Raw genomic sequence first — 23,501 nt, forward strand, 5'->3', positions numbered from 1 at the left:
CTCAAAATCTAGGTTAAATTTACATGAAAAAAAGCTTATTCGCGATTTTTTTAGCCGTCGGCGGGCTAAACGCACAGACAATCCAGTCGATAAACTATAAAGGTCTTATCCATCTTTCTCCTGAAGTGGCTACCCAGATAATGGGGCTAAAGGTCGGTCAGGAGCTGACTCCGCAGGCAAGTGACAAAGCCATCACGAATTTGTTCAAACAAAATTATTTCGACGATATCTTTATCGAGACTGACGGTAGCGGCAATATCTTGGTAAATGTCAAAGAAAAACCAAGCGTCGCCAGAGTCGATCTAAAAGGCGTCGCTACAAACGACAAGACCGCGATAGAGTCCTTGATCAGCATAAAGCCGGGCAATATGTACGACGATCTCACGATAGAAAAGACTAAAGAGAGAATTCGCCAATATTACGAGTCAAAAGGTTATTTCGACACGGTCGTAGACGTACAAAAGCAGCCGGTAGCGGGTAACGACAGCTCCCTTTTCATCACGATGAATATAAACCGCGGCGAAAATATGATAATCAACGACGTAAAACTGATCGGTGCTAAAAAATTCGACTACGGCGATATAGAGCCTATCGTAGCGAACAAAAGCCGAGAATTTATGGGCTGGATGTGGGGAAGGAACGACGGTAAGGTCAAACTATTCGAGCTTCCAAACGATCCTGCGAGGATTCAAGACAAATACTTTCAAAAAGGCTATCTTGATGCGACGGTCTCAGCGCCTTACCTAAACGCTTCATTCGATAACTATACGGCGGATCTCACCTACTACATACACGAGGGTGAGCCTTACGACGTGGCAAAGGTCAGTATAAAAGCTCCTGAGGAGCTAGGACTCGATACGAACGAGCTTTTGAAGGATTTTAGACTGGAAGCCGGAGATAGGATGAATTCGGCAAGACTTCGCCAAGATATGAAAAAGCTTGATGATCTGGTCGCAAACAAGGGCTATGCCTTTGTCAAAGTCTATCCAAAAACACAAAAATACGATGAGAACAAAACAGTCGATATAGAATACGAGGTCGAGCCGGGCGAGCAAGTATATATAAGAAACGTTCAAATTTCAGGTAACGACCGCACTGTCGATCGTGTAGTGCGCCGCGAGCTTTATCTCACGGAGGGGAATTTATATAACAGAACTGACCTCGAGGACTCTAAAGACGCGCTGAAAAGGACTAGTTATTTTGACGAAGTCGAGATAAAAGAGGAGCGCATAGATAAAAACACGGTCGATCTAGAAGTGCAAGTAAAAGAGGCCTCCACGGGCTCTATAAGCGGTGGTATCGGCTACGGAAGCTCTGATGGCTTACTACTTAACGCCTCACTTTCAGATACGAATATCTTTGGCTCCGGACTTCAAGGCACAGTCAGCGTCGATAAGAGCGATGACGAGCTTGCAGGACAGATAAGTCTCACAAACCCTAGAATTTTCGACTCCGAGTATAGTCTTGGCGGTACGCTTTATGCAAACGACTACGACTGGGACAGCTACGACGAGAAGTCATACGGCTTTAGCACCACACTTGGCAGGAAGCTGACTAGAAATTTAAGCGCCTCTCTTAGCTATGTCATCGAACACAGTAAGATCGAAGGGCTTAGCGACGCTTTACAAAAGATTGGCTACAAAGAGGGCACGAACCTAAAAAGCTCGCTCATCCCGGCCTTATCGTATAACAGCACCGATGATTATTATCTACCAAGACGCGGTATTTTAGCCAGCACTTCGCTAGAATTTGCAGGCGTAGGCGGCGATGAGAAATTCCTAAAAAGCCGCACGAATTTCAACTATTATTTAGGGCTAAGAGACTACATAGACTACGACCTTATCTTGCGATACAAATCAAGCTTTGGCAAAATTTGGGATAGAGGATACATACCTATCAACGAGAGACTATATCTTGGCGGCATAAGGAATTTACGCGGCTATGAGAGCAGGACTGTATCTCCAAAAGTCCGTGTAAGCAATAGTAATGGTAGTGGCAACTGGTACGAAACTGGTGGAGATCTCGCATTTAATAACTCCTTTGAGCTTAGCTTTCCTATGATAGATCGCGTCAAAATGCGCGGGGTGCTGTTTTATGATTACGGCATAATTAGAACAAGCAAAAGCACCACAAGTACCAACTTAAGCATAGATGATACATCAAAAACTAGATCATCTGCAGGCGTAGGCATCGAGTGGGTGACTCCGATCGGACCACTTCAACTCATCTTTGCCAAAGCACTTGACGCAAAAGAAAATGACGATACGAATACGTTTGAATTTACTATCGGCAGACGCTTTTAATACATAAATTTAGGGTGCGGCGTAGCACCCTTTCTCCTTAATTATCCGTTGAATTATTATTGTGCTTTTATAAGAAAAAACAAGGTGAAGTTTGGATATAATCCGAGCAATTTTTGTAAATAAGTAGGTTCAGATATGAATTTTTCCGATATATTTTCCAAAATAAGAAAAGCGCAGCCGCTGCCCGAAGAAGCCCCTACTCACTGGATCAAATGCGATAGCTGCCACTCGCTTATGTATTACAAAGAGGTCGAAGCGTGTTTTAACGTATGCCCAAAATGCGGGTATCACATGAGATTAAAAGCTAGCGAGCGTATAAAGCTGATATGCGACGAGGGGAGCTTCGTGGAGTTTGACGCAAATTTAAAGCCCGTCGATCCGCTAAATTTCGTAGATAAAAAATCATACAAAAAACGAATAGCCGAGAGCAAAGAAAAGACCGGTCGCACGAGCTCCGTGATAAGCGGCGAAGGCAAATGCAATGGCGAGGATATCCAGCTAGTCGTATTTGATTTCAGCTTTATGGGCGGCTCTTTGGCCTCAGTCGAGGGCGAAAAGATCACAAGAGCCATCAAGCGCGCTATCGACAAGCGCCAAGCCCTCGTGATAATCAGCGCCTCAGGAGGCGCCAGGATGCAAGAAAGCACCTTTTCGCTGATGCAGATGTCAAAGACCTCAGCCGCTTTAAAGCTGCTTGACGAGGCGAGGATTCCATACATATCTATTTTGACAGATCCTACGATGGGCGGAGTCAGCGCGTCGTTTGCATGGCTTGGCGATATCATAATCGCAGAGCCGGGCGCACTTATAGGGTTTGCCGGCCAGCGTGTCATCAAACAAACCATCGGTGCGGACCTGCCCGAGGGCTTTCAAAGGGCTGAATTTTTACTAGAGCACGGACTCATCGATGCGATCGTGCCTAGGAACGAGCACAAAAAATATATAAGCGATATGATAAAAATTTTATCGAACGACGCAAACGAGCATAAAAAGATACCGCTTCAAAAAGAGGCGAAAGAGGCTGAAATTTCAGACGAAAAGCCGTTTGAACTAAAGCTGAAGAGCAAAGGCTGAAATTTTGGATATCAGTGTGTTTAGCATACAAAAATCACGTGCGGACAGCTTTGAAAACGAGATAAAAGAGTATATAAAGATGTCTGCTAAATTTGCCAATATCAGCGATAAGATCATCTTCAACGACAAGATCGCAAAGGCTCAAAGCATAGGAAAAGACGAGGCGTTAAAGGCATACGATGAGGCGTATGAGCCGAATTTAAAGGGCTTTTGCGTGATGCTAGATGAGCGCGGCAGCGAGCTAAATAGCAGCGAATTCGCTAAAATTTTCGAGCAAAATATGCAGCTTAGCTTCTTTATAGGCGGCGCTTACGGACTTAGTAAAAATTTAAAAGATAAGGCTCAAAAGGTGATAAGCCTCAGCAAAATGACTATGGCGCACAAGATCGCCAAGCTCGTGCTTTTTGAGCAAATTTTCAGAGGGCTTTGCATAAACGCAAACCACCCATATCACAAGTAAGGAATTTAAATGACCGACAATGAGTTAGAATTTTTCAAAAAATTACTTGAAGAGCGAAAAATTCAGATCAAAAAAAATATAGCCGACGCTTCGAGCGAGGTCAGTGGGCTACGCGATAGCGGTGCGAGCGATGAATTTGACATCGCTTCGATAAACACCGACCAGCTCATCGAACAGTCCATATCCGCGCAGCAAAGAGCGGAGCTAAACGAGATAGACTTGGCTCTAAGTAAAATTTTCAACAAAACATACGGTATTTGCGATATGTGCGAAGAGGAGATCGGTATGGCAAGACTCAAGGTCAAACCTCATGCGAGGTATTGCATAGCATGTCGCGAGATAGTGGAAAAAACAGCCAAAAACTAAGGAGAAAGAGATGAAAACCAGAAAATTTCTCATCTACAGTATCATATATATCCTCGCAGTGGGGGTATTTGTCTACTCTTTTAATAATTCAACCTACACATTCGAGCTTTTAGGCTGGTCCGTAAATTTACCGATAGCCGTTTGGTTCATGCTGCCTGTAGCTATCTTAGCAGCGCTTGCAGTGCTTCATATCTTTTATCACAGCTTTAGCTTTTATAGGTATAAAAGAGCCATAAAAAGAGACGGTGCGCTCTACAACGACATGGCAAAGGAGATACTTTTAGGCCTTGAAAGCAACAAAGACTTTAAAACTGGTCTTTACAAGATCCCATCTCAAGTCACTCGCGCCCTTTCGCCTTGGAGCAACCTAAAAGAGGTCAGCATAGATGACAGCGAGCTAGCACTCATCATGCAAAGCATAAGAAATGTAAAAAACAAAGAGGTCGTAGATCTAAGGAAATTTAGGCTGCCAAAAGACAACGCGCTGATGATACAAAACGAGCTTAATAAAATACAAAACGTTCCAAATTATTATTTTGAAATTTTAAAAAATCAAACCGATCGAAACGACGAGCTTACTAGGGCGGCCTTTGACAAACTTATAAGGACAGCCTCTTACGCCGAGATAAAAAGAGTTCCGCTAGAGATGAGCAGCGACGAGATCATGCTCGTAATAAACCGCTTCGTAAACGACGAGATAGATATCAGCTCAGATGAAATTTTCGAGCTTTTAGACAATGTAAAAATCACGAAAGCACAATACGACAAAGCTGCCGTGATACTAAAAAACAAGCTAAAGCCGGATGCTTTCATGAGTATATTTGAAAAGCTCAAAGCTACACATGCCGATGCTGACGAGGCCTATATATACGCACTTTACGAGCTTCAGATGCTGGATAAAGTAAGAGAGGCTATCGAGGGAAGCGATCCTGATGAATTCAAAGAGATAAAAGTGCTTATGTTTTTACGCGATAACGGCAAGATCGTGCCTTCATCGCTATTTTTTAAATGATAGACTTTAGTAAAAACCCCCTTTTTTTAGCACCGTTGGCAGGTTTTTCCGACCTGCCCTTAAGAAGTGTCGTAAAGAGATTTGGCTGCGACGTCACGATCAGCGAAATGATAAGCGCAAACGCCCTTGTCTATGAAAGCGGTGCAAAAACCCTCGAAATGCTCAAAAAATCACCGAACGAAACACCCTATATCGTTCAGATCGCGGGCAGCGATATAGAAAATATCAAAAAAGCAGTCGCCATCATAAATAAATTTGACGGCATAGACGGCATCGATCTAAACTGCGGCTGCCCCGTGCCAAAGGTCGTCAAACAATGCGCCGGCTCGGCACTGCTAAACGATCTGGAAAATTTAAAACGCATCATAGAAGCCATAAAAAAAATATCCAATAAAACAATGACGAGCGTGAAATTCAGACTTGGCTTTAATGAAAAAAATCAGGTCGATATCGCCAAGGCATGCGAAGAAGCCGGGGCTGATTATATCGCTATCCATGGACGCACAAGGGCTGGGGGATATAGCGCGAAGGTCGATTACGAGGCGATAGCACAGGCAAAAGCTAGCGTGAAGATACCAGTCGTCGCAAACGGGGATATAAACTCACAAAATGCGTCTGAAATTTTAGCCCTCACAAGCTGCGATGCCCTGATGATAGGGCGCGCTAGTATCGGTAGCCCTTGGGTATTTAGCGAGATAAAAAACAAGCAAGGCGTGAGCAAGGAGCTAAAAAAAGAGATCATCTTGGCTCATTTCGACGCGATGTTAGAGCATTATGGCGAGCATGGAGCAAATATCTTTCGCAAGCACCTACACCAATACAGCAAAGGCCTTGACGGCGGTAGCGCATTTCGCAACGAGATAAATCACATCAAAGACACGAACTTGATGCGTAAGCGAATAGAGGAATTTTTCGCCTAGATGCAAGGCTATATATTGCGCACACAAAAGGTCAAGGACGAAGACCTTTTAGTCTATATATTGACGCCCTCAAACGTCGTAAAATCATACCGCTTTTACGGTGCGCGCCACCCAAGCGTGATGAACGGCTATAAGATCGATTTTGAACTCATAGAAAATATAAATTTCTTGCCGCAGCTTCGAAGCGTGCTGCATCTTGGCTATCGCTGGCTACAAGACCGCGACAAACTCATCATCTGGCAGCAGTTCATGCGCCTCATTTACGATCACTTAAAAGACGTGGACAGCCTGGATGAAATTTACTTTAACGAGCTTGATCTATGCGCCAAGCGCTTCGAGCTGTCAAATGCCAAACGTCTTTTGATAGAAAGCTACGTGAGGATCTTGGAGTATGAGGGGCGCTTACATCAAGAATTCGAGTGCTTCGTATGCGATGAGCCGATAGTCGGCAAGATGTGCCTCACGAGGGGATTTTTACCATCGCATCCGCACTGTTTTGCAAGAAGCGAATTCGATATGAAAAAGATAGAAAAGCTATTTGACACCAAAAGCACGATAGAGCTAAACGACGAAGAGGTAAATTCTCTTTACAAGATCGTTTTAGAGGGGCTGTGAGCTAAATTTAGGCCGAGCCGTCAAACTCGGCCTAAAATCAAATTTATTGGCTCTGTTATAATAAATCATTGATGCTTGCTTCGCAAACCCTGTTCGCTCCGCAAGACGCCGAACATATAGCACGATTTACGCGGTCAGCTACCGCTTCCCTGTAAATCGGCGGCGATAGCGTCGCTTCACAAGGTTTGACTTCGCTTTAAGAGCTGAAAATCAATGAAATATTTTAATAGAGCCAATTTATTTATCCTTAAGCACCTTGTCTTTCCACTTCGAGCTATCTTTTTTATCATTTGCGATATCCTTTGACAGCTCTGCGGCGGCTTCAAAATTTTTCCTGACACCTTCACTGGAATTTTTATACTTGACAGCGTTTGAGCCCTTTATACCAAGGCTTTCCGCCTCGGTAACGGCATCTATGTTGGCGCCTAAAAATACAAATTCCCAGTCATGCTTGCTTTGTTTGGCGCTTATCATCTTTTTTATCTGCGCCTTCGTGTATTCCTTGCTAGAATTTTCCTGGCCGTCGGTTATGATCACGAAAAGGACTCTACTATTTTTATCGTAGATACCACTAACGTTTTCTATCTTGTTTATAGTGCTTCCTATCGCGTCAAGAAGCGCGGTGTTGCCGCCTGCGCGGTATTCGTTGGACGTTAGCTTTTGCACGTTTTTGATGTCTTCTCTGTCGTGGATCACGTTAAATTTCGTATCGAACAAGACCGTGGTGACTTTAGTCGTGATATTTAGATCCTTTTGTTTGTCTATCATAGAGTTAAAGCCGCCTATCGTATCGTCCTCAAGCCCACTCATAGAGCCAGATTTATCGAGGATCAGTACCATTTCAAGGCGATTAGGAGCCGAGGTCTCGGGCGCTATCTCTTTTGCAAAAGCAGCAAGCAAGCATAATGCCAGCGTAATCATGATCTTTTTCATGCACTCTCCTTTAAATTTGAAATTTACTCGTCATCTTCGCTAAATTTAGCCTCGCTAGAGCCAAAAAACGTATCTGTATGGATGTTGTGAAACGCAGCCTTTAACGAGGTAAATAGCTTTGGATTGTTTTTCTCCAGCTGCGCTAAAAGCTGCTTGGTCTCATATCTGGCATGTGGCATCTTCACATCAAACCTCATCGCCGGACATGCCTCGTCACCTATCACGCGAAGCTCGTTTCTAAGGGCGTTTTCTCTAAGCTGCCTCTCACGCACGAATATAAACGGACGGATGACCTCGATACCGTTTTTAGCTTTATATTTTGGCGCAAGCGTCCTAAGAGCGCCGTTATAAGTGAAATTCATAAAAAAGCTCTCTGCCGCATCGTCTAAATGGTGTGCGATGGCAAGCTTGTTAAAGCCGCCATTTAGTGCATAGGTATAAAGATATCCGCGCCTCATACGCGAGAAAAAGCTGCAAAAGCTGGAATTTTTACGGATCTTGTCCTTTGAAATTTCAAAGATAGAGCTGTCGATGACCTCATGCTCGATGCCATGCTCGTTGCAATGGCGCGTGAGATAGGCGTAGTCCTCACCCATACCGTAGCTTAGGGTCACGGCTTTAAACTCAAATTTCTCCGGCGTGACGCGCTGCATATGTTTTAGCACGTGTGCAAGCGCCAAACTATCTTTGCCACCGCTTAGCCCGAGCAAAATTTTATCTCCGCCTTGCACCATTTTATACTGCGCATTGGTCTTGCCAACCGTGCTTAGTATCTTTTTGCTTATGTCTATCATAAAGCCTCGACCATCGTAAGCATAAAATCAGCACTCACCTTCGCGGAGCTATTCAAAAATTCGTCAAAGTCAAACTCCGCACCGCCACCAGCCTCGTCGCTGATGGCGCGAAGTATGAAAAACGGCACGCCAAGCTGCGTGCAGACTTGAGCCACGCTAGCGCCCTCCATCTCGACTACGTCGGCTTTGAAAACGGCCTTTATCCAGTCCTTTTTATCTTTGTTACACACGAACTGATCGCCTGTCGCGATGACGCCGCTTTTTAGATCGAGTCCTTTTTTAGCTGCGACTTGGATGGCAAGCTTATTTAAGCCTTCATCGGTTTTACTAAAGACTTCTATCCCCGGCACATAGCCGTAAGGATGCCCAAACGCTGTGATGTCAAGGTCATGTTGCGCTAGACTCGTAGCATACATCAAGTCGCCGATCTTGAGCCCCTCACTGAGCGCTCCTGCCACACCGGTGAAAAGTAGCTTGTCGGCCTTAAATTTCTCTATCATTATGCTGGCAGTGAGCGCCGCATTTACCTTGCCGATCTTTGAATAGGCTATCACAAGCTGCTTACCCTTATAGGAAGCAAGATAAAATTTATTGTTAGCGTATGAGATAGTATCGTATTCGCCTACAGCCGTTAAGATCGGCGTTACTTCTTCATCCATCGCCCCTAATATAGCTATCATCTCTCCTCCAAAATTCTAACCGCCTCGTCAAGACTAGCCATATCGGTTATGCTAAGAGTCGGTTTATCGGTGATCTTTTTGTTTATGCCCTTAAGCGTAGCTGCGCCAAGCTCGATGAAGCAATCGACTTCGCTTTCGTAGTTTTTTATGCTTTGCTTGTATAAAACGGGCTTAACGAGCTGCTCTTTTAGTAAATTCAGCGCTTCATGCTTTGTAGTATATGTTTTTGCACTGACGTTTGACACGACCGGGGCAAAATTTTGAGCTAAAATTTTTTCAAGCTCGTCAGCCAAGCGGACACTAGCTGGCTGTAATATAGGGCAGTGGCTAGCGACTGACATATTTAAGAGCATGGTTCGCTTCGCGCCCGCTTCTTTAAATTTTGTCTCGAATTTAGCCAGATCCGCACGCACTCCGGCCACTACGATCTGCCCGTCGCAGTTGTAGTTTGCAGCGTAAATTTGAAGCCCTTGCTCCATCGCCTCGGCACAGATGCTCTCTACCACATCGTCAGCAAGGCCAAGCACGACCATCATGCCCGCGTCCTTGCCTTCGCAGGCTTCTTGCATAAATTTACCGCGTAAATTTACAAGCTTTATAGTGTCTAAAAAGCTAAAAGCTTTACTCGCGGCAAGCGCACCGAATTCGCCCAAGGAGTGACCTAGACTAAATTTAGGCTCTATGCTTAGCCTTTGCGCCAAAGCCTCATAGCTCATCAAGGAGTTTAAAATGATGGCGGGCTGCGTAAATTCACTGATAGCAAGCTCTTCGTTTTGCGTAAAAAGTAAATTTTTAAAATCTATCTTCAAGCGATCGCTCGCGCTCTCTAAAAGCTCACGAGCGCAGGCGAAATTTTCATAAAATTCTCGACCCATGCCTACGCTTTGAGAGCCTTGGCCCGCAAAAATCAACGCATATCTCATAGCCATCTCTTAATGATGATGTCCGCCGCAACCGCAGCCACCGTGACCATGCTCGTCGTCATCGTCATGATGATGTCCGTGGCCTCCGCAGCATTGATGTCCCTCGCCGTGATCATGTCCGTGTCCGCCGCAACCGCAGGTGTGAGCGCCGGCTACCATTCCTGTGGCTTTTTCATCTTCGCTCGCATCTCTGACCTCTAAAATTTCAACATTAAATAGCAGATCTTTGCCTGCGTAAGGGTGATTGAAATCCACTACGACATCGTCCTCGCCGATAGACTTTACTATCACGCGAACGCTCGAGCCATCCTCGTTTTGTCCGAAAAGCTCCATGCCTTCATGCAGATCTATGCCCGCAAACTGCTCTTTTGGGAGCGACTGCAAGGCCTCGCTGTTGTATTCTCCGCATCCCTCGGCAGCTTTTATGTTTATCGCAGCCTTTTCTCCGGCTTTTAGCTTGCTGACCTCTTCTTCGAGCTTTTCGATTATGTGCCCGCGACCGGTTATAAATGAAATTTGACCGCCATTTTGCATATTTGACTCTAAAATTTCGCCTGTTGCGGCGTCTTTTAGCTCATAAAACATTGTTATGACTTGATCTTTACTCACAATATCTCCTTTGAATTTCGATTTAAGATAATGTGAGATTATATCTAAAAAAGTTTAAATTTAGTTTCTGCTAGGGGCGGCTTGCGCCTCTTTGCTATCAGGATAGCCTACCTTGAGAGCTTTGTAAAAACGGTTCGCACTTTGGGTATCGCCTATCTTATCAAAGCTAATAGCCGTGTGGTAAAGGAGCTTAGAAGTATAGTCGGCTTTGTCGCTACCTTGTATGCTTTTTTGATAGTATTGTATAGCCGTGCTGTATGATTTTTGCTTATAGGCTATCTCGCCTAAATAAAAATTCGAAGCGGCCGGTTTGTAGCCTTTTTTATTAAGATACTCAAAATATTCGGCGGCTTCTGATGTTTTACCAGAATTTAGTAGCTTTATGCCTTCTGACATAACGTCTTTATCGCTTTTATCACTAAAATTTGACTTAGTGGTCGAGTTGTCCGAGCTTGATTTGGCGTTGGCGTTATTTTGCTTGGTAGAGGTGATATTTGAGTTTTTATCTAGCAAAGCACCTAAACGATTAAGCGTGGTAGTGATATTTTTATAGTTTTTCTCTTGGATCTGTCTAGTCTCATCTACATAAGCTTTTAAAGATGCGAAATTTTCACCGGAGCTATTGACATCACCGTTCACTCTTAACTCGAGGTCATTGATCCTTTGCTCAAGTTTATTCATCCTAAGGCTCATGCTCTCTATCAGACTTTGAAGCCCTTGTATCTGCTCGGAAACGCTATTCATATTTTCTTCTATGCTTTGAACGCTTCGTTTGTTATTCAAAGCGGCTTTTTCACTATCGGTAAGACCATATGGATTTGCGTTATTGATATCTCCTGCATCAAATGCAGAAACTTCTTGAGACCAAGTAGAGAGGGCGGCTCCCAAAGAGAGAGCCGCAAAAACTATTTTTTTATCCATTATAAATTATGGAAGGACTTTAAATTCTGCACGTCTGTTTTGAGCATCGCAAGCTTTAGTTTTATCTGTGCAAACAGGATTGCTTTCGCCAAAGCTAACTACGGCTATTCTATCAGCACTTACGCCATTTCTTACTAGAGCGTCTTTTGTGCTCTTAGCACGTTTTAGACCAAGTGCATAGTTGTATTCGTCTGTACCCCACTCGTCGCAGTTACCTTCTACTTTGATAGAAAGAGCTTGAGCGTCTGCTTGATTGAATATAGCAGCATTTGCACTTACAGTGCCTTGTTGATCTGCTTTGATGTTAAATTTATCGAAGTCAAAGTATACGTTTTTAACTTGGCTTTCGATATTAGCTATAAGCGCCGCCAATCTATCTGCATCACTCATACCCATATTTGAGTCTGATGTTTGATTTGAATTTGCATTCATATCGACTTCAGGGTTTTTAGAGCTACAACCGCTCAACAATAAAGCTGCAACAGCAACACTTGCTAGAACTACTTTTTTCATTCCACATCCTTTTTAAAAAATTTGGTCGCATTATACCATAAAAATTTTAAATATTTACCAATCTATAGACTGAATTCTACCGACTTTTAACGGAAACTGAAAGCTTCTGTTTTCATTTAGTCTTACCACGCCAAGCGAGCTTTGACCTCCGAGTTCTTTTATAAACACGACGCTTTGGCCATCGCTTGAAAATCTTGGATAATTATTCTTTCCACTTGCGGTAAGCTGGCGTATAAAATCCGTTTGCGTAGATATCAAATATATATTAAACGTTCCGGCATCTCCGCTACTCTCACGACTCGAATACACAATATAGTTTTCAAACGTGCTTACAGAGTTGTTATTTTTACCGTGAAATACCATCTGCTCGACGGTCCCGCCGGCATTTGCGCTGGTAGCAAAGACATTTGGATATCCAAGTCTATCGGATACGAAGACTATCCTGCTATCGCCATCGACGAAATTTCCATTGACATCTATGCCCGGGTAGTTTGTGATCTGCGTCAAACCTTTGGTCGCTATATTATAAATATAAATGTCAGGCTGATCTTTTGGCGCCATAGTAAGTAAAATTTTACTTCCGTCTTTGCTGACATCCGAAGCTATCAGCATACCCATACTATCTATGATCTTTGTCTTTGTTCCGCTAGTAAGGTCGTATCTAAATAAAGTCGGCTTGTTATTGACATAAGAAGTATAGTAAAATTTCGTTTGATCGGCGCCGCCCCATTTAGGAAATATATTAAGCCCTCCACTGACTATCGTCTTTTGATATGTCAGGGTATAATCGGCAACTACGATAGAGCTTTGGCGAGCTGAAGTATATTTTGAAAAAATGATAAATTTCTCCATCCAGCCAACCGGAGGTAAATTTAGCTCGTTTGTCAGCTCGACTATGCTTTTGTGCGCCAAAAACGGATATTTCGCACCGTCGGGCATAGTATAGACTTTTTCATATTTCGTTGTCGCGGTTTTTGCGTTTATGAGCTTTACTTTGAGTGTAAGAGGCGAATTTGCCGAGCCTTCGAGTGCGTATCTAAATATAAGCTCGACACCCTTATCACTCATGGTATTTGTCTGCGCGGTGCCCTCATAAGTAGAAGGTACATGATCTTCGATGACCTCAAAGTCAGAGCTCACCTTCAGATCGCCAAGCATGATCTTAAAGAATTTATCTTTAAAATTTGCATCCCCTACCGCCGTAGTCGCATCTTGCAAAGCGATCTTTGGAAGTGCGATGCCTTGATTTATGACCGATATCGTCGCATCAGCAGCATAAAGTCCCAAAGCGACGCATAAAAAAAGAAAAATTTTTCTCATTATTGCTCCATTTCTTAAATTTTATTCTAGTTTATCTTCTAATTTTAAATTAAAAGTAATACTTTTACCATCCGGAGAAAACGGGAATTTCTCCGTAGTCAGTTTTTCCAAGCATTCTCTTACTTTATTATTAAATTCTTCATTATAAGACAGCTCCAAAATTTCATAGCTGAAATTCCCGCTTCCATCTATCATAAATTTAACCGTTGCGACATCGTTTGAATCAGCCTTATAGCTCTGCCATCTTCTTTGTATCTGCTTTGCTATCGCGCCCCTTAAAGGATCATAAACACCAGTGGCTTGCGACTTTGGTGCTTTTGAGACCGTATCTATCTGCAGGCTTTTTATGATATCGCTTGCCTGCTTGGCGGCTTGAGAATTGGCTACCTCGCTTTTTTTACGGCTTTGCACTTTTTGCTCCGGCTTTGCGATACCATTATCTTTTTTTAGCTTCGTCGTATCAATACTACTAAAAAGATCCTTGATATTTGGGGTCTCCACCGGCTTTGGCGGCTCAGGTTTTGTGTCCGGTTTTTCGCTAGGCTCAGGTATCTCGGGCTTTTGCTCCGGTTTTGGCTCTGGCTTTGGCTGCTCTTTCGGGGGAGTCGGTATGCTCGGGGTAGGTAGCGGCTCTTCTGGAACTACCGGTTTATTTGTAGTTTCCACCTTCGTCTCTTGTGACTCTTTTTTGGGTTCTGGCTGCGTTTGTTTGACTGCTTCATTAGCTTGTTTAGGAGCCTTTATAGTTTCGGCTACCTCTCTATCCACCATGACGACATCCATAAATGCATCTTTATCGTCAGTATATTTTTTAGCAGGCTCAGAAAAAAATGTAAGCTTGATAAAAAGCATAAGTACTATCGTTAGATAAAGTGACAGGGCTACAAAAAACGAACTAACGGTAGGAAATTTTACTTTACTTGGCATCTTATCCGTTTGTTTCTAAGGCGACTTTGTTAAATCCCGCATTTTTTAGGGTCTTTAGCACAAACATAACATCATCGTATCTTAAATTTTTATCCGCCTTGATATATATCGGTGAGCTTTTGTCGTATTTACCGCCCATCAAAGCGATATTATCAGGGAATTCAGCAAGACTCATCAGACTCTGATCTATCCTGACTTGCCTTTGGGCATTTATGGATACGATCAGATCTTTTTGTTTCGCGGTAGAAGTCTTAGTCTTTGAACCATCCGGCAAAGCGATATCCTCTTGATAAACAAGCGTAGGAGTCGTCACCATCAAGATAGCCAGCAAAACCAGCATGATGTCAACAAGAGGAGTTATGTTTAGTTCCGGCTTTTCATCGTCAAATTTAAGAGCCATCTATATCTCGTCATCTTTTTTAAGCGCCACCAATACGTCAGCTTGACGCTCGATCACGCTCATAAGCTCATAAGCTTTGCGTTTTATAAGTAGGTTGAAAGTATATGCAGGGATAGCTACGAAAATTCCAGCACCGGTGGCGACTAGAGCCTCTGATATCGCTGGAGCTATCACGCCAAGAGATGAATTTGCACTATTGCCAAGCTGTGAAAACGTTTCAAGTATAGAAACGACTGTTCCAAAAAGGCCGATAAAAGGTGAAGTAGAGGCTATGACGCTGAGCCAAGTCAGGCCACTAGTGGCGTTTTTCTCAGCTATGCTTATACAAACGTTTAGTTTTTCTCTTGAAATTTTACCGCTTGCGCACTTTCTTAAAGATGAATCGTTTGGGATATTCTTAGCTCCCATTAACAACGATTCTAGGGCGTTTTGTTCTCTTTTTTGCCACAATCCTATGCCGGCCATGCGAGAAAAAAGTATGGTAAAGCTAACGATAAAATAAGCAGATAGCCAACATAATACGATAATAGTGATGAAACTACTTCTTTGAATGTAGTTTAAAAAAATATCTATTCCGCCCACTTATCTTGCTCTCACTACGTTTTCCATCTTTGCGATCGTAGCCGCAAAGGCGTTAGTATCGCTGCTCATGCTCTCTATAAGACGTTTTGCCTGATCAAGAGAATTCGCAAGTTCACTCTCGCTATTTCCAGCTACATAAACCGCTCCGTCTGCAAGGATGACAACTTTGCCTTCATCGATCTTTGCATAGCCCCAGTTTATCGCTACGATGTCATGGTTTTTATTTTTATCTTCTATGTCGATGATACCAGCCTTTAAAAGCGATATCAAAGAGGCATGGTTTGGCAAAACGCCAAACTCGCCTTCACTGCCCGGAAGCACTACACTACTCACGTCATCAGAAAAAACCTGACCTTGAGGAGTTACTATTTCTAAATGTAATTTATCCATTACGCTTCCTTGAATTTAAAATTTTAAGCCTTAAGCTTTTCAGCTTTAGCCAGCGCCTCATCGATATTGCCTACCATATAAAACGCCGCTTCAGGCAGACTATCATATTTGCCGTCCAAAATTCCTTTAAATCCGGCTATATTTTCCTCTAGGCTTACATATTTACCGGGACTTCCTGTGAAAACCTCGGCGACAAAGAACGGCTGAGATAAAAATCTCTCGATCTTTCTAGCCCTATCGACAGTCAGTTTGTCTTCTTCGCTAAGCTCGTCCATACCAAGGATAGCGATGATGTCTTGAAGGTCTTTATATTTTTGAAGCACAGCCTGAACGCCGCGAGCCACTTTATAATGATCCTCGCCTAAAATTTGCGGATCAAGCATTCTTGAAGTAGAATCAAGCGGATCGACCGCAGGATAAATTCCCTTTTCAGCTATCGCACGGTTAAGAACCGTAGTCGCATCAAGGTGCGCAAAAACAGTCGCAGGAGCCGGGTCTGTAAGGTCGTCAGCCGGAACATAAACGGCTTGAACGGATGTGATCGAGCCTTTTTTAGTCGATGTGATCCTTTCTTGAAATTTACCCATCTCGCTTGCCAGCGTCGGCTGGTAACCAACGGCTGATGGGATACGTCCAAGGAGTGCCGACATCTCTGCACCTGATTGAGAGAAGCGGAAAATGTTGTCGATAAACATAAGCACATCAAGTCCCATCTCATCGCGGAAATACTCAGCCATCGTTAGACCAGTCAGTGCGATACGATTTCTCGCCCCTGGTGGCTCGTTCATCTGTCCGTAGCACAAGGCGACTTTATCCAAAACGTTACTTTCTTTCATCTCGTGATAAAGGTCGTTTCCTTCGCGCGTCCTTTCGCCAACACCTGCAAATACAGAGTATCCGCTGTGTTTGAAGGCGACATTGTGGATTAGCTCCATGATGATGACCGTTTTACCGACACCTGCACCGCCAAATAGTCCGACCTTACCGCCTTTTGCGTAAGGCGCAAGAAGATCGACAACCTTTATACCGGTTTCAAAAATTTCACTTTTCGTGCTTTGTTCTTCAAATGGTGGCGGATCGCGGTGGATAGACCAATGTTTGTCAAATTCTACACCCTCGCCCTCGTCGATGAGATCGCCAACAACGTTAAAAATTCTTCCCAAAACCTTCTCGCCAACCGGCACACTAATAGGCGCACCAAGAGCAGTAGCTTCAAGCCCGCGAGTAAGCCCCTCACTCATATCCATAGCGATCGTTCTGACGCGGTTATCACCCAAGTGAGCCGCGACCTCCAGGATCAATCTATTTTTCTTGCCCTCAACCTCAAAATAAACCTCGATAGCTTCGTTGATCTTTGGCAAGTAGTCATTAAAGTCAACATCGACCACAGGGCCCATAACTTGACTAATAACACCCTTCATTCATACTCCTTTTATTTCATTGATTCAACACCACTGATGATCTCTATAAGTTCAGTAGTGATGGACTCTTGCCTTGCTTTGTTATAGGCAAGATTTAGTTGTTTTACACGCTCTTTAGCATTATTCGTCGCATTGTCCATCGCTTGCATCCTCGCACTATGTTCGGCAGCAAGTGAATCAATCAAAGAATAATACATACTGTATTCAAAATATTTTGTTAATAATTCATCCAAAATTTTAGAATAATTATCCTCAGGCTCGAATTCCATCAAAGAATTCGTCTCTACGCCGATGATCTTGGACGGCTCAATAGGCACGATGTCATTTACTCTGATTTCTTGAGAGATCATATTTTTATAGCCGTTGTGGACTAAAATAACCTTGTCTGTGACCCCGTTCACGAAATCATCTATGGCATCTTTGATGATATTTTGTGCTTTCTCGTAAGTCGGAGAAGAACTAGCGCCTATATACGTCTCAAGCAGATCTACACCTTGAAAATTAAAAAATTCTATGCCTTTTTTGCCGACGGCACGTAAGCGAACTTTAATCTTCTTGGCTTTAAATTCATCTATCATATGCCTTACGGTTTTAATGGTCTGGACGTTAAATCCACCGCAAAGCCCCTTATCAGCGGTAACGAATATGATATCAACCTTTTCGATATTTTCTTTGATATCGAAAAATTTACTCTCGGAAACGACCGAAGCGTATTGATTTATCTTATAAGCTATCTCTGATAAAACTTCATTGATCTTAAGCGCATAGACCCTGGAGTAGCGTGCCGCCTCTTCCGCTTTTCTAAGCTTGGCGGTAGAGACGAGCTTCATCGCACGCGTCGTCTTTTGAGTGTTTTGGACGCTCTTGATCTTTCGTTTTATATCTTTTAAATTTGACATGTTTTAGCCTTATGCGACCGAGAAAGTCGCTTTAAAGTCTTTCAGTGCCTTATGTAAAAGCTCTTCTATCTCTTTATCAAGAACTTTTTTTGTCCTGATTTGTTCGAAAATTTCAGGATATTTCGCCTCTATATATGGATAAAGCTCCGCTTCAAATTTTGTAACGCTGGCTGTCGCGATATCATCAAGATAGCCTTTAGATCCGGCAAATATGATGACGACTTGATTTTCGACCGGCAAAGGAGAATACGGAGGCTGTTTAAGCACTTCGACCATCTTTTGTCCGCGCTCTAGCTGCTTTCTTGAGCTCTCGTCAAGGTCGCTTGCAAATTGAGCGAACGCTTGAAGTTCGCGATATTGCGCCAAGTCAAGCCTTAAATTACCAGAAACTTGCTTCGTCGCTTTTATCTGAGCCGCACCACCGACACGAGAGACTGAAAGTCCGACGTTGATCGCAGGACGGATACCGGAGTTAAAAAGATCGCTCTCAAGGAAAATTTGCCCGTCAGTGATAGAAATAACGTTTGTCGGGATATACGCCGAAACGTCGCCCGCTTGCGTCTCGATGATAGGCAAAGCTGTAAGCGAACCGGCGCCCAAAGCGTCATTTAGCTTACTGGCGCGTTCCAAAAGGCGTGAGTGTAGATAAAATACGTCACCAGGATAAGCTTCGCGGCCAGGTGGGCGGCGCAAGATTAAAGACATCTCGCGATATGCGACGGCATGCTTTGAGAGATCATCATAGATGATGAGCGCGTGGCGTGAGTTGTCACGGAAGTATTCGCCCATCGTTACGCCAGCATACGGTGCGAGATATTGAAGCGCAGCGGCATCAGACGCACCGGCATTTACGACTATAGTGTAGTCCATAGCGCCGTATTCTTCGAGTTTTTTAACGACTTGCGCGACGGTTGATTGTTTTTGTCCGATAGCAACGTAAATACAAATGACGTCTTGACCTTTTTGATTGATGATAGTATCTATCGCGACGGTCGTTTTTCCGGTTTGACGGTCACCGATAATCAGCTCACGCTGTCCGCGGCCGATCGGCACAAGTGCATCGATGGCCTTGATACCTGTTTGTAGCGGCTCATGGACTGATTTTCTAGCCATGATGCCTTTGGCTTTTTCCTCGACGAAGCGAGTTTCGGTAGCTTCGATCGGTCCTTTTGCATCGATCGGTTCACCAAGTGAATTTACGACGCGTCCGATCAAAGCATCGCCGACAGGGACGCGTAAAAGCTTTTTAAGCCTTTTAACAGAGCTTCCTTCGGTTATGCCGCTAGTTTTGCCTAAAATAACGATACCTACGCTACTTTCTTCAAGGTTGAGAGCCATGCCTTTTTCGCCGCCCTCAAATTCTACCATCTCGCCGGCCATGATATTTTTAAGACCATAAACATTTGCGACACCGTCAGCGACAGAGATGACTTTGCCTGTTTCTTCGACATCGACGCTTAGATCAAAATTTTCGATTCGCTCTTTGATTATAGCGCTAATTTCGTCAGCTTTAATTTTTGCACTCACGCTTTTACTCCTTTTTAAATTGCTTTTAATATATATTCACTCATTTGGGTTTTGAGCCTATCCATAGAAAAGCTCGCCTCGACTCCCAAATCGTCCAGCTCTACCTTGATACCGTTGTAGTCGCTTTTTGAGCCCCCAAGCTTGACCTTAGCGTCAAAGCGCTTCGAAAATTTATCTTCAAGAGCGCTTAATTGCTCGCCATTTAGCTCAAAATTTCCATAAACGCTACCGTGATAGATATTATCCAGCAATGCTTGTTCGCTCTTTATCTCGTTTAGTATGGCTGGTATGAGGCTAAGCCTTTTGTTCACTCCAAGCAGCTTGATGAAATTTTTGAAATTTTCACTTGGATCTTGCACTAAAGATAGTATAAATTCCGCTTTTGCAGAATTTTTCAAGGTAGGAAGGCTTATTATATTTCTAAATTTTTCTATTTCAAAAGCAGCTGAAATTTCACTGAGGTTTGATATAAATTTAGCCAGCTGAGCGGAATTTACATCGCTCAAAATGGCTTTGACATATTTTTTTGCTACTACTTCATTCATCAGCCGACCTTTTTAAGTATGATATTTATGAGCTCTTTTTGATCGACTTTTAGGCTATCGCTGGCAAAAATATCATTTAAAATTTCGCTCACGACATTTTTTGTAGTCTTGCGCTCCTCGAAGTCTTTTTGATCTTTAAAGCTCTTTTGGATATTTGCCATCTCAAGCTCGGCGTCTTTTTTTACCTTTTGGGCTAAATTTACCGCCTCTTTCCTGGCTGTTTCGACTAGACTGCTCGCATTTAGTTTCGCCTCTTCGACACGTTTTAAGGCATCGTCTTTTTTGAGCTTTGAAGCGCGAAGCTTTTCTTGGATGCTCTCTAGTTTGCCCGCTATCTTATCTATCCTGCTTTGATAGAGATCTTTTAAGGGCTTAGCGATGAAATACAGCAAAATTCCAAAAAATAATAGAAAATTCAGAGCTCTTTCGATGATATCGTAGTTCACTCCGCCATGCTCGCTAGCAAAAGCAAAAAATGGCAAAACAAGAAGTAAAATTTTGATCCTCATAAGACTCCTTTAAATTTTAGCCAGCTTGGCGTTTAATGCCGCTTTAAGCTCGGGCAATCTCGAAGACAGATCGGCTTTAAGCTCGTCTTTTTGAGTACTTAAAGCATTCAAAAACGCTTCATAATCCGCCTCAAGTGCAGACTTTTTAGCCTCGATCTCTTTAAGCGCAGCCTCTTTTGCCGCACTAAGCGCATCTTGTCTTATTTTGTTGGCTTCCGCTCTGGCGTTTAATATGATATTTTCGATCTCCTTTTCATGCACGCTAAGATCGCTTGCATTTTTGCTCGTATTCTCCTCGTCCTCCTTTATAGACGCATTTCTATCGTCCATAAATTTGAGCATAGGTTTATAAAGCAGAGGATTTAAAATAGCGATTAGAGCCAAGAAAACGATAGCCGTCAAGATGACTAGAGGCACATCTATCTCTAACATTCACTCTCCTTACTTAATTATTAAGTTTCATTTAAAAACTAAAATCGGAGCTGATTTTACAATAAAATTGTAAAAAATAAAATTAAATTTAAAATTTTATTTCAGCTTATCTATAAATTTTTCGATCTGCGTCGTATCACTAAATTCTAGTATTAGATTTTTAGATTTGATTTTGGATTTTATATCAAAACCTTCGAATACGCCCTGAAGTTTCAAGAGTTTATCGGCATACTCTTTTGAAATACTCGGTTTTTCTTTTTTTTGCAAGTCTTTGTTTTTGAGCTTTTTGACTAAATTTTCAGTCTCTCTCACGCTTAGCTTCTGACCGATCACGGTATCTACGATCATCTTTTCATCGCCCGCACTAAGACCTACGATGACCTTTGCGTGACCTTGAGTTAGCTTGTCTTCTTGCAGTAGTTTTTGCGTGGATTTACTGAGCAAAAGAAGCCTCATAGTGTTTGTTATCTGAGTCCTACTTTTGTGTATGATGTTTGCGAGCCCGTCTTGGGTGATTTTGTATTCGTTGATGAGCTCTTTATAGGAATTTGCAAGCTCTATCGGGTTTAAATTTTCACGTTGGATATTTTCTATAAGTGCAAGCTCGCGTAAATTTTGAGATTTTAGATCGGCTATGATGGCCTTGATCTTGCGCTCGCCCAGCATCTTTGTAGCGCGGTATCTGCGCTCGCCGGCGATCAGCATATAGCCGTCGTCTTTTTTTATGACGATTATAGGCTGGATGAGCCCGTGTCTTTTTATGCTCTCACTAAGCTCTTTTAGCGCCTCCTCGTCAAAATGTTGACGCGGCTGGTAAGGGTTTGGCAAAATTTTAGCTATCTCTATCTCTTCGACGATATCTGAGTCCGAGCTAAGATCTGCAAATTCTTTTTTATATGCCTGCTCCACATCCTCAAATATCGCGCTAAGTCCGCGCCCCAAACTCTTTTTCTTCACTATCTAGATCCTTAAAATTTCAATTTAAAATCGAATATGCCAAATTTTGATACGCTATCGAGCCCGGCGATTTTATATCGTAAAGGATGACCGGCTTGCCAAAGCTAGGGCTCTCGGCTAATTTGACATTACGAGGGATAACGACTAGATCGTCCTTGTCGTCCTTGCTCGTAAAAAGTTTATGTTTAAAATGCTGTTTTAAATTTGCGATCGTCTCTTTTGAGAGGTTGTTTTGCGAGCTGAACATCGTTGGCAAAAATCCCTTGATACTAAGCTTTGGATTTATCGTCTTTTTGATGATTTTTACGGTATTTAGGATGAGTGCCAAGCCCTCAAGTGCGTAAAATTCGCATTGTATCGGGATTATCACACTATCGCTCGCACTAAGCGCATTTATCGTTATGCTACCAAGCGCGGGAGGGCTATCGATAATGATGAAGTCATAGTCATCTATGACTTCTGCGATTTTATTTTTTAAAATCAGCTTATAGTCTTTGTTTTGATCGTTAAATTCTTGCTCTATGCCGACTAGTCCGATGTTTGAGGGGGCTAAAAATAGCGTAGGTATCTCGGTTTTAAGAACGATCTGAGAGAGTTTTTTGCGATCGGTCAAAACGTGATAGATATTAAACTCATAATCGCTTCTGTTAAATCCTAGCCCGGTCGTCGCATTCGCCTGAGGATCGATATCCACGAGCAAAACCTTTTTCTCGGCAACCGCCAAAGATGCAGCTAAATTTACAGCCGTAGTCGTCTTTCCGACCCCACCTTTTTGATTTGCTATCGTTATAACTTCACTCATCTTAAAGAATACACCTTTTTTTCGTTTAATAAAATCGCGCCGTCATCACAAAGCTGCGCACCCTCGAGCGATACCGCCTGCGCACCTATATGCGTGATGAATTTTTTTGATTTCTGAAAGTCTATCCTAAATTTGCTAAAAGTCTGCTTCCATAAAATCTTTTTTTCTAGCATTTGCACGAAGTCCCAAACTACGTCGTTTGCGGCTATATTTATGTCCAAAACCCCCGCATTTTCAGGAGCATTTTGCAGGTTCATACCCATGCCACAAACATAAACGGAATTTATCTTTGTCGTGATGGTGCCGCCTATTTTTTTATCGTCCACGTAAAAATCATTTGGCCATTTGACCCAAATCTTAGAGCCCTTTAAGCTTAGAATTTCCTTCATTATCATTGAAAAATATATCGACGCCGACGCACTTGGCAGATCCTTTGGCAAAGAATCTTCATCCAAGCAAAATGACAAAAATAGGTTGCCCTTAAGCCCCTGCCAAGAATTTCCGCGGCTTCCGATACCGTTAGTTTGCTCTTTGGCTACGAGCATGAAGGGCGGATTTATAGTCAAGTTTCGCACGCCCTCGCACAAAACTTCCTGCGTCGATCCCACGCTATCAACAAATTCTACTATCAAATTTTCTCCTAAATTTGCCCTAAAAGGGCACTACC

At 43.0% G+C, this 23,501-nt stretch carries 28 protein-coding genes; 7 read left to right on the forward strand and 21 right to left on the reverse strand.

Annotation, left to right across the window (positions count from 1 at the left end; genetic code table 11):
* The first annotated feature begins 23 nt into the window (after positions 1-23).
* The 7 genes from bamA (at position 24) to recO (ending at position 6,750) form a co-directional block, all read left to right on the forward strand.
* A complete protein-coding gene (bamA, locus tag HMPREF1139_RS00280; RefSeq protein WP_009649315.1) occupies positions 24-2,303 on the forward strand; it encodes an outer membrane protein assembly factor BamA in 2,280 nt (759 codons plus the stop codon).
* A 135-nt stretch (positions 2,304-2,438) separates the two neighbouring features.
* On the forward strand, positions 2,439-3,377 hold the full coding sequence (accD, locus tag HMPREF1139_RS00285) for an acetyl-CoA carboxylase, carboxyltransferase subunit beta (RefSeq protein WP_009649293.1): 939 nt from the start codon (positions 2,439-2,441) through the stop codon (positions 3,375-3,377).
* A gap of 4 nt (positions 3,378-3,381) precedes the next feature.
* Positions 3,382-3,837, forward strand: a complete 456-nt coding sequence (locus HMPREF1139_RS00290; RefSeq protein ID WP_009649352.1) for a 23S rRNA (pseudouridine(1915)-N(3))-methyltransferase RlmH — start codon at positions 3,382-3,384, stop codon at positions 3,835-3,837.
* Between the two features lie 9 nt (positions 3,838-3,846).
* The gene (gene dksA, locus HMPREF1139_RS00295; RefSeq protein WP_009649333.1) at positions 3,847-4,203 is read left to right on the forward strand and encodes an RNA polymerase-binding protein DksA; all 357 of its coding nucleotides are present in this window, start codon (positions 3,847-3,849) and stop codon (positions 4,201-4,203) included.
* Between the two features lie 10 nt (positions 4,204-4,213).
* On the forward strand, positions 4,214-5,215 hold the full coding sequence (locus HMPREF1139_RS00300) for a hypothetical protein (RefSeq protein ID WP_009649319.1): 1,002 nt from the start codon (positions 4,214-4,216) through the stop codon (positions 5,213-5,215).
* Positions 5,212-6,135, forward strand: coding sequence for a tRNA dihydrouridine synthase (locus HMPREF1139_RS00305; protein ID WP_009649275.1), 924 nt, complete (start codon positions 5,212-5,214; stop codon positions 6,133-6,135). The genes HMPREF1139_RS00300 and HMPREF1139_RS00305 overlap by 4 nt, the downstream gene beginning before the upstream one ends.
* Positions 6,136-6,750: a recombination protein RecO gene (gene recO, locus HMPREF1139_RS00310; RefSeq protein ID WP_009649304.1), complete on the forward strand. Its 615-nt coding sequence runs from the start codon at positions 6,136-6,138 to the stop codon at positions 6,748-6,750. It abuts the gene before it with no gap.
* Positions 6,751-6,987: 237 nt separating this feature from the next.
* Here the strand turns inward: recO and HMPREF1139_RS00315 are convergent, their stop codons facing one another.
* The 21 genes from HMPREF1139_RS00315 to HMPREF1139_RS00415 form a co-directional block, all read right to left on the reverse strand.
* A complete protein-coding gene (locus HMPREF1139_RS00315) occupies positions 6,988-7,683 on the reverse strand; it encodes a vWA domain-containing protein (protein WP_009649288.1) in 696 nt (231 codons plus the stop codon).
* Between the two features lie 23 nt (positions 7,684-7,706).
* Positions 7,707-8,477: a tRNA 2-thiocytidine biosynthesis TtcA family protein gene (locus HMPREF1139_RS00320; RefSeq protein ID WP_009649314.1), complete on the reverse strand. Its 771-nt coding sequence runs from the start codon at positions 8,475-8,477 to the stop codon at positions 7,707-7,709.
* Positions 8,474-9,157 carry a 5'-methylthioadenosine/adenosylhomocysteine nucleosidase gene (locus tag HMPREF1139_RS00325; RefSeq protein ID WP_009649337.1) on the reverse strand — a complete coding sequence of 228 codons (684 nt, stop codon included), beginning with the start codon at positions 9,155-9,157 and terminating at the stop codon, positions 8,474-8,476. The genes HMPREF1139_RS00320 and HMPREF1139_RS00325 overlap by 4 nt, the downstream gene beginning before the upstream one ends.
* Entirely contained in the window at positions 9,154-10,080 is a 927-nt protein-coding gene (fabD, locus tag HMPREF1139_RS00330; protein WP_011992634.1) for an ACP S-malonyltransferase, read from the reverse strand. Before fabD ends, HMPREF1139_RS00325 begins: the two co-directional genes overlap by 4 nt.
* 9 nt (positions 10,081-10,089) lie before the next feature.
* A complete protein-coding gene (locus HMPREF1139_RS00335) occupies positions 10,090-10,689 on the reverse strand; it encodes an FKBP-type peptidyl-prolyl cis-trans isomerase (protein WP_009649323.1) in 600 nt (199 codons plus the stop codon).
* Between the two features lie 60 nt (positions 10,690-10,749).
* Positions 10,750-11,610 (reverse strand): tetratricopeptide repeat protein, encoded by an 861-nt coding sequence (locus tag HMPREF1139_RS00340; RefSeq protein WP_009649300.1) that lies wholly within the window; start codon positions 11,608-11,610, stop codon positions 10,750-10,752.
* 6 nt (positions 11,611-11,616) lie between these two features.
* Positions 11,617-12,123 (reverse strand): OmpA family protein, encoded by a 507-nt coding sequence (locus HMPREF1139_RS00345; protein ID WP_009649320.1) that lies wholly within the window; start codon positions 12,121-12,123, stop codon positions 11,617-11,619.
* A 54-nt stretch (positions 12,124-12,177) separates the two neighbouring features.
* The gene (gene tolB / locus HMPREF1139_RS00350) at positions 12,178-13,443 is read right to left on the reverse strand and encodes a Tol-Pal system protein TolB (RefSeq protein WP_009649282.1); all 1,266 of its coding nucleotides are present in this window, start codon (positions 13,441-13,443) and stop codon (positions 12,178-12,180) included.
* 21 nt (positions 13,444-13,464) lie between these two features.
* The gene (locus HMPREF1139_RS00355; protein ID WP_169767362.1) at positions 13,465-14,370 is read right to left on the reverse strand and encodes a TonB C-terminal domain-containing protein; all 906 of its coding nucleotides are present in this window, start codon (positions 14,368-14,370) and stop codon (positions 13,465-13,467) included.
* Position 14,371: 1 nt separating this feature from the next.
* The gene (locus HMPREF1139_RS00360; RefSeq protein WP_009649359.1) at positions 14,372-14,770 is read right to left on the reverse strand and encodes a biopolymer transporter ExbD; all 399 of its coding nucleotides are present in this window, start codon (positions 14,768-14,770) and stop codon (positions 14,372-14,374) included.
* Positions 14,771-15,352 (reverse strand): MotA/TolQ/ExbB proton channel family protein, encoded by a 582-nt coding sequence (locus HMPREF1139_RS00365; RefSeq protein WP_018136092.1) that lies wholly within the window; start codon positions 15,350-15,352, stop codon positions 14,771-14,773.
* Positions 15,353-15,742, reverse strand: coding sequence for an ATP synthase F1 subunit epsilon (gene atpC / locus HMPREF1139_RS00370; protein ID WP_009649328.1), 390 nt, complete (start codon positions 15,740-15,742; stop codon positions 15,353-15,355).
* Between the two features lie 23 nt (positions 15,743-15,765).
* The gene (atpD, locus tag HMPREF1139_RS00375) at positions 15,766-17,163 is read right to left on the reverse strand and encodes a F0F1 ATP synthase subunit beta (protein ID WP_009649332.1); all 1,398 of its coding nucleotides are present in this window, start codon (positions 17,161-17,163) and stop codon (positions 15,766-15,768) included.
* A gap of 11 nt (positions 17,164-17,174) precedes the next feature.
* Positions 17,175-18,062, reverse strand: a complete 888-nt coding sequence (gene atpG / locus HMPREF1139_RS00380; RefSeq protein ID WP_009649341.1) for an ATP synthase F1 subunit gamma — start codon at positions 18,060-18,062, stop codon at positions 17,175-17,177.
* Between the two features lie 9 nt (positions 18,063-18,071).
* A complete protein-coding gene (atpA, locus tag HMPREF1139_RS00385; RefSeq protein ID WP_009649327.1) occupies positions 18,072-19,589 on the reverse strand; it encodes a F0F1 ATP synthase subunit alpha in 1,518 nt (505 codons plus the stop codon).
* A 14-nt stretch (positions 19,590-19,603) separates the two neighbouring features.
* Positions 19,604-20,134 (reverse strand): F0F1 ATP synthase subunit delta, encoded by a 531-nt coding sequence (locus HMPREF1139_RS00390; RefSeq protein WP_009649353.1) that lies wholly within the window; start codon positions 20,132-20,134, stop codon positions 19,604-19,606.
* Positions 20,134-20,643 carry a F0F1 ATP synthase subunit B gene (locus tag HMPREF1139_RS00395; protein ID WP_009649348.1) on the reverse strand — a complete coding sequence of 170 codons (510 nt, stop codon included), beginning with the start codon at positions 20,641-20,643 and terminating at the stop codon, positions 20,134-20,136. Before HMPREF1139_RS00395 ends, HMPREF1139_RS00390 begins: the two co-directional genes overlap by 1 nt.
* A 9-nt stretch (positions 20,644-20,652) precedes the next feature.
* Positions 20,653-21,075 carry a FoF1 ATP synthase subunit B' gene (locus tag HMPREF1139_RS00400; protein ID WP_009649313.1) on the reverse strand — a complete coding sequence of 141 codons (423 nt, stop codon included), beginning with the start codon at positions 21,073-21,075 and terminating at the stop codon, positions 20,653-20,655.
* Positions 21,076-21,171: 96 nt separating this feature from the next.
* Positions 21,172-22,035 carry a ParB/RepB/Spo0J family partition protein gene (locus tag HMPREF1139_RS00405; RefSeq protein ID WP_169753801.1) on the reverse strand — a complete coding sequence of 288 codons (864 nt, stop codon included), beginning with the start codon at positions 22,033-22,035 and terminating at the stop codon, positions 21,172-21,174.
* A gap of 16 nt (positions 22,036-22,051) precedes the next feature.
* Positions 22,052-22,834: a ParA family protein gene (locus tag HMPREF1139_RS00410; protein WP_009649343.1), complete on the reverse strand. Its 783-nt coding sequence runs from the start codon at positions 22,832-22,834 to the stop codon at positions 22,052-22,054.
* Positions 22,831-23,466 (reverse strand): biotin--[acetyl-CoA-carboxylase] ligase, encoded by a 636-nt coding sequence (locus HMPREF1139_RS00415; RefSeq protein ID WP_009649360.1) that lies wholly within the window; start codon positions 23,464-23,466, stop codon positions 22,831-22,833. Before HMPREF1139_RS00415 ends, HMPREF1139_RS00410 begins: the two co-directional genes overlap by 4 nt.
* Positions 23,467-23,501 lie beyond the last annotated feature (35 nt).

It is taken from the genome of Campylobacter sp. FOBRC14 (genome assembly GCF_000287855.1).
GTDB lineage: Bacteria > Campylobacterota > Campylobacteria > Campylobacterales > Campylobacteraceae > Campylobacter_A > Campylobacter_A curvus.

What these genes read in the sequence shown, in the direction of transcription:
- dksA (WP_009649333.1), top strand. Translation starts at nt 3,847, where the DNA reads ATGACCGACAATGAGTTAGAATTTTTCAAAAAATTACTTGAAGAGCGA.
- HMPREF1139_RS00390 (WP_009649353.1), bottom strand. Translation starts at nt 20,134, where the DNA reads ATGAATGAAGTAGTAGCAAAAAAATATGTCAAAGCCATTTTGAGCGAT.
- HMPREF1139_RS00355 (WP_169767362.1), bottom strand. Translation starts at nt 14,370, where the DNA reads ATGCCAAGTAAAGTAAAATTTCCTACCGTTAGTTCGTTTTTTGTAGCC.
- atpG (WP_009649341.1), bottom strand. Translation starts at nt 18,062, where the DNA reads ATGTCAAATTTAAAAGATATAAAACGAAAGATCAAGAGCGTCCAAAAC.
- HMPREF1139_RS00320 (WP_009649314.1), bottom strand. Translation starts at nt 8,477, where the DNA reads ATGATAGACATAAGCAAAAAGATACTAAGCACGGTTGGCAAGACCAAT.
- bamA (WP_009649315.1), top strand. Translation starts at nt 24, where the DNA reads ATGAAAAAAAGCTTATTCGCGATTTTTTTAGCCGTCGGCGGGCTAAAC.
- HMPREF1139_RS00340 (WP_009649300.1), bottom strand. Translation starts at nt 11,610, where the DNA reads ATGGATAAAAAAATAGTTTTTGCGGCTCTCTCTTTGGGAGCCGCCCTC.
- HMPREF1139_RS00300 (WP_009649319.1), top strand. Translation starts at nt 4,214, where the DNA reads ATGAAAACCAGAAAATTTCTCATCTACAGTATCATATATATCCTCGCA.
- HMPREF1139_RS00395 (WP_009649348.1), bottom strand. Translation starts at nt 20,643, where the DNA reads ATGAGGATCAAAATTTTACTTCTTGTTTTGCCATTTTTTGCTTTTGCT.
- HMPREF1139_RS00400 (WP_009649313.1), bottom strand. Translation starts at nt 21,075, where the DNA reads ATGTTAGAGATAGATGTGCCTCTAGTCATCTTGACGGCTATCGTTTTC.
- atpD (WP_009649332.1), bottom strand. Translation starts at nt 17,163, where the DNA reads ATGAAGGGTGTTATTAGTCAAGTTATGGGCCCTGTGGTCGATGTTGAC.
- accD (WP_009649293.1), top strand. Translation starts at nt 2,439, where the DNA reads ATGAATTTTTCCGATATATTTTCCAAAATAAGAAAAGCGCAGCCGCTG.
- HMPREF1139_RS00325 (WP_009649337.1), bottom strand. Translation starts at nt 9,157, where the DNA reads ATGATAGCTATATTAGGGGCGATGGATGAAGAAGTAACGCCGATCTTA.
- HMPREF1139_RS00410 (WP_009649343.1), bottom strand. Translation starts at nt 22,834, where the DNA reads ATGAGTGAAGTTATAACGATAGCAAATCAAAAAGGTGGGGTCGGAAAG.
- HMPREF1139_RS00345 (WP_009649320.1), bottom strand. Translation starts at nt 12,123, where the DNA reads ATGAAAAAAGTAGTTCTAGCAAGTGTTGCTGTTGCAGCTTTATTGTTG.
- atpC (WP_009649328.1), bottom strand. Translation starts at nt 15,742, where the DNA reads ATGGATAAATTACATTTAGAAATAGTAACTCCTCAAGGTCAGGTTTTT.
- fabD (WP_011992634.1), bottom strand. Translation starts at nt 10,080, where the DNA reads ATGAGATATGCGTTGATTTTTGCGGGCCAAGGCTCTCAAAGCGTAGGC.
- HMPREF1139_RS00360 (WP_009649359.1), bottom strand. Translation starts at nt 14,770, where the DNA reads ATGGCTCTTAAATTTGACGATGAAAAGCCGGAACTAAACATAACTCCT.
- tolB (WP_009649282.1), bottom strand. Translation starts at nt 13,443, where the DNA reads ATGAGAAAAATTTTTCTTTTTTTATGCGTCGCTTTGGGACTTTATGCT.
- recO (WP_009649304.1), top strand. Translation starts at nt 6,136, where the DNA reads ATGCAAGGCTATATATTGCGCACACAAAAGGTCAAGGACGAAGACCTT.
- HMPREF1139_RS00305 (WP_009649275.1), top strand. Translation starts at nt 5,212, where the DNA reads ATGATAGACTTTAGTAAAAACCCCCTTTTTTTAGCACCGTTGGCAGGT.
- HMPREF1139_RS00315 (WP_009649288.1), bottom strand. Translation starts at nt 7,683, where the DNA reads ATGAAAAAGATCATGATTACGCTGGCATTATGCTTGCTTGCTGCTTTT.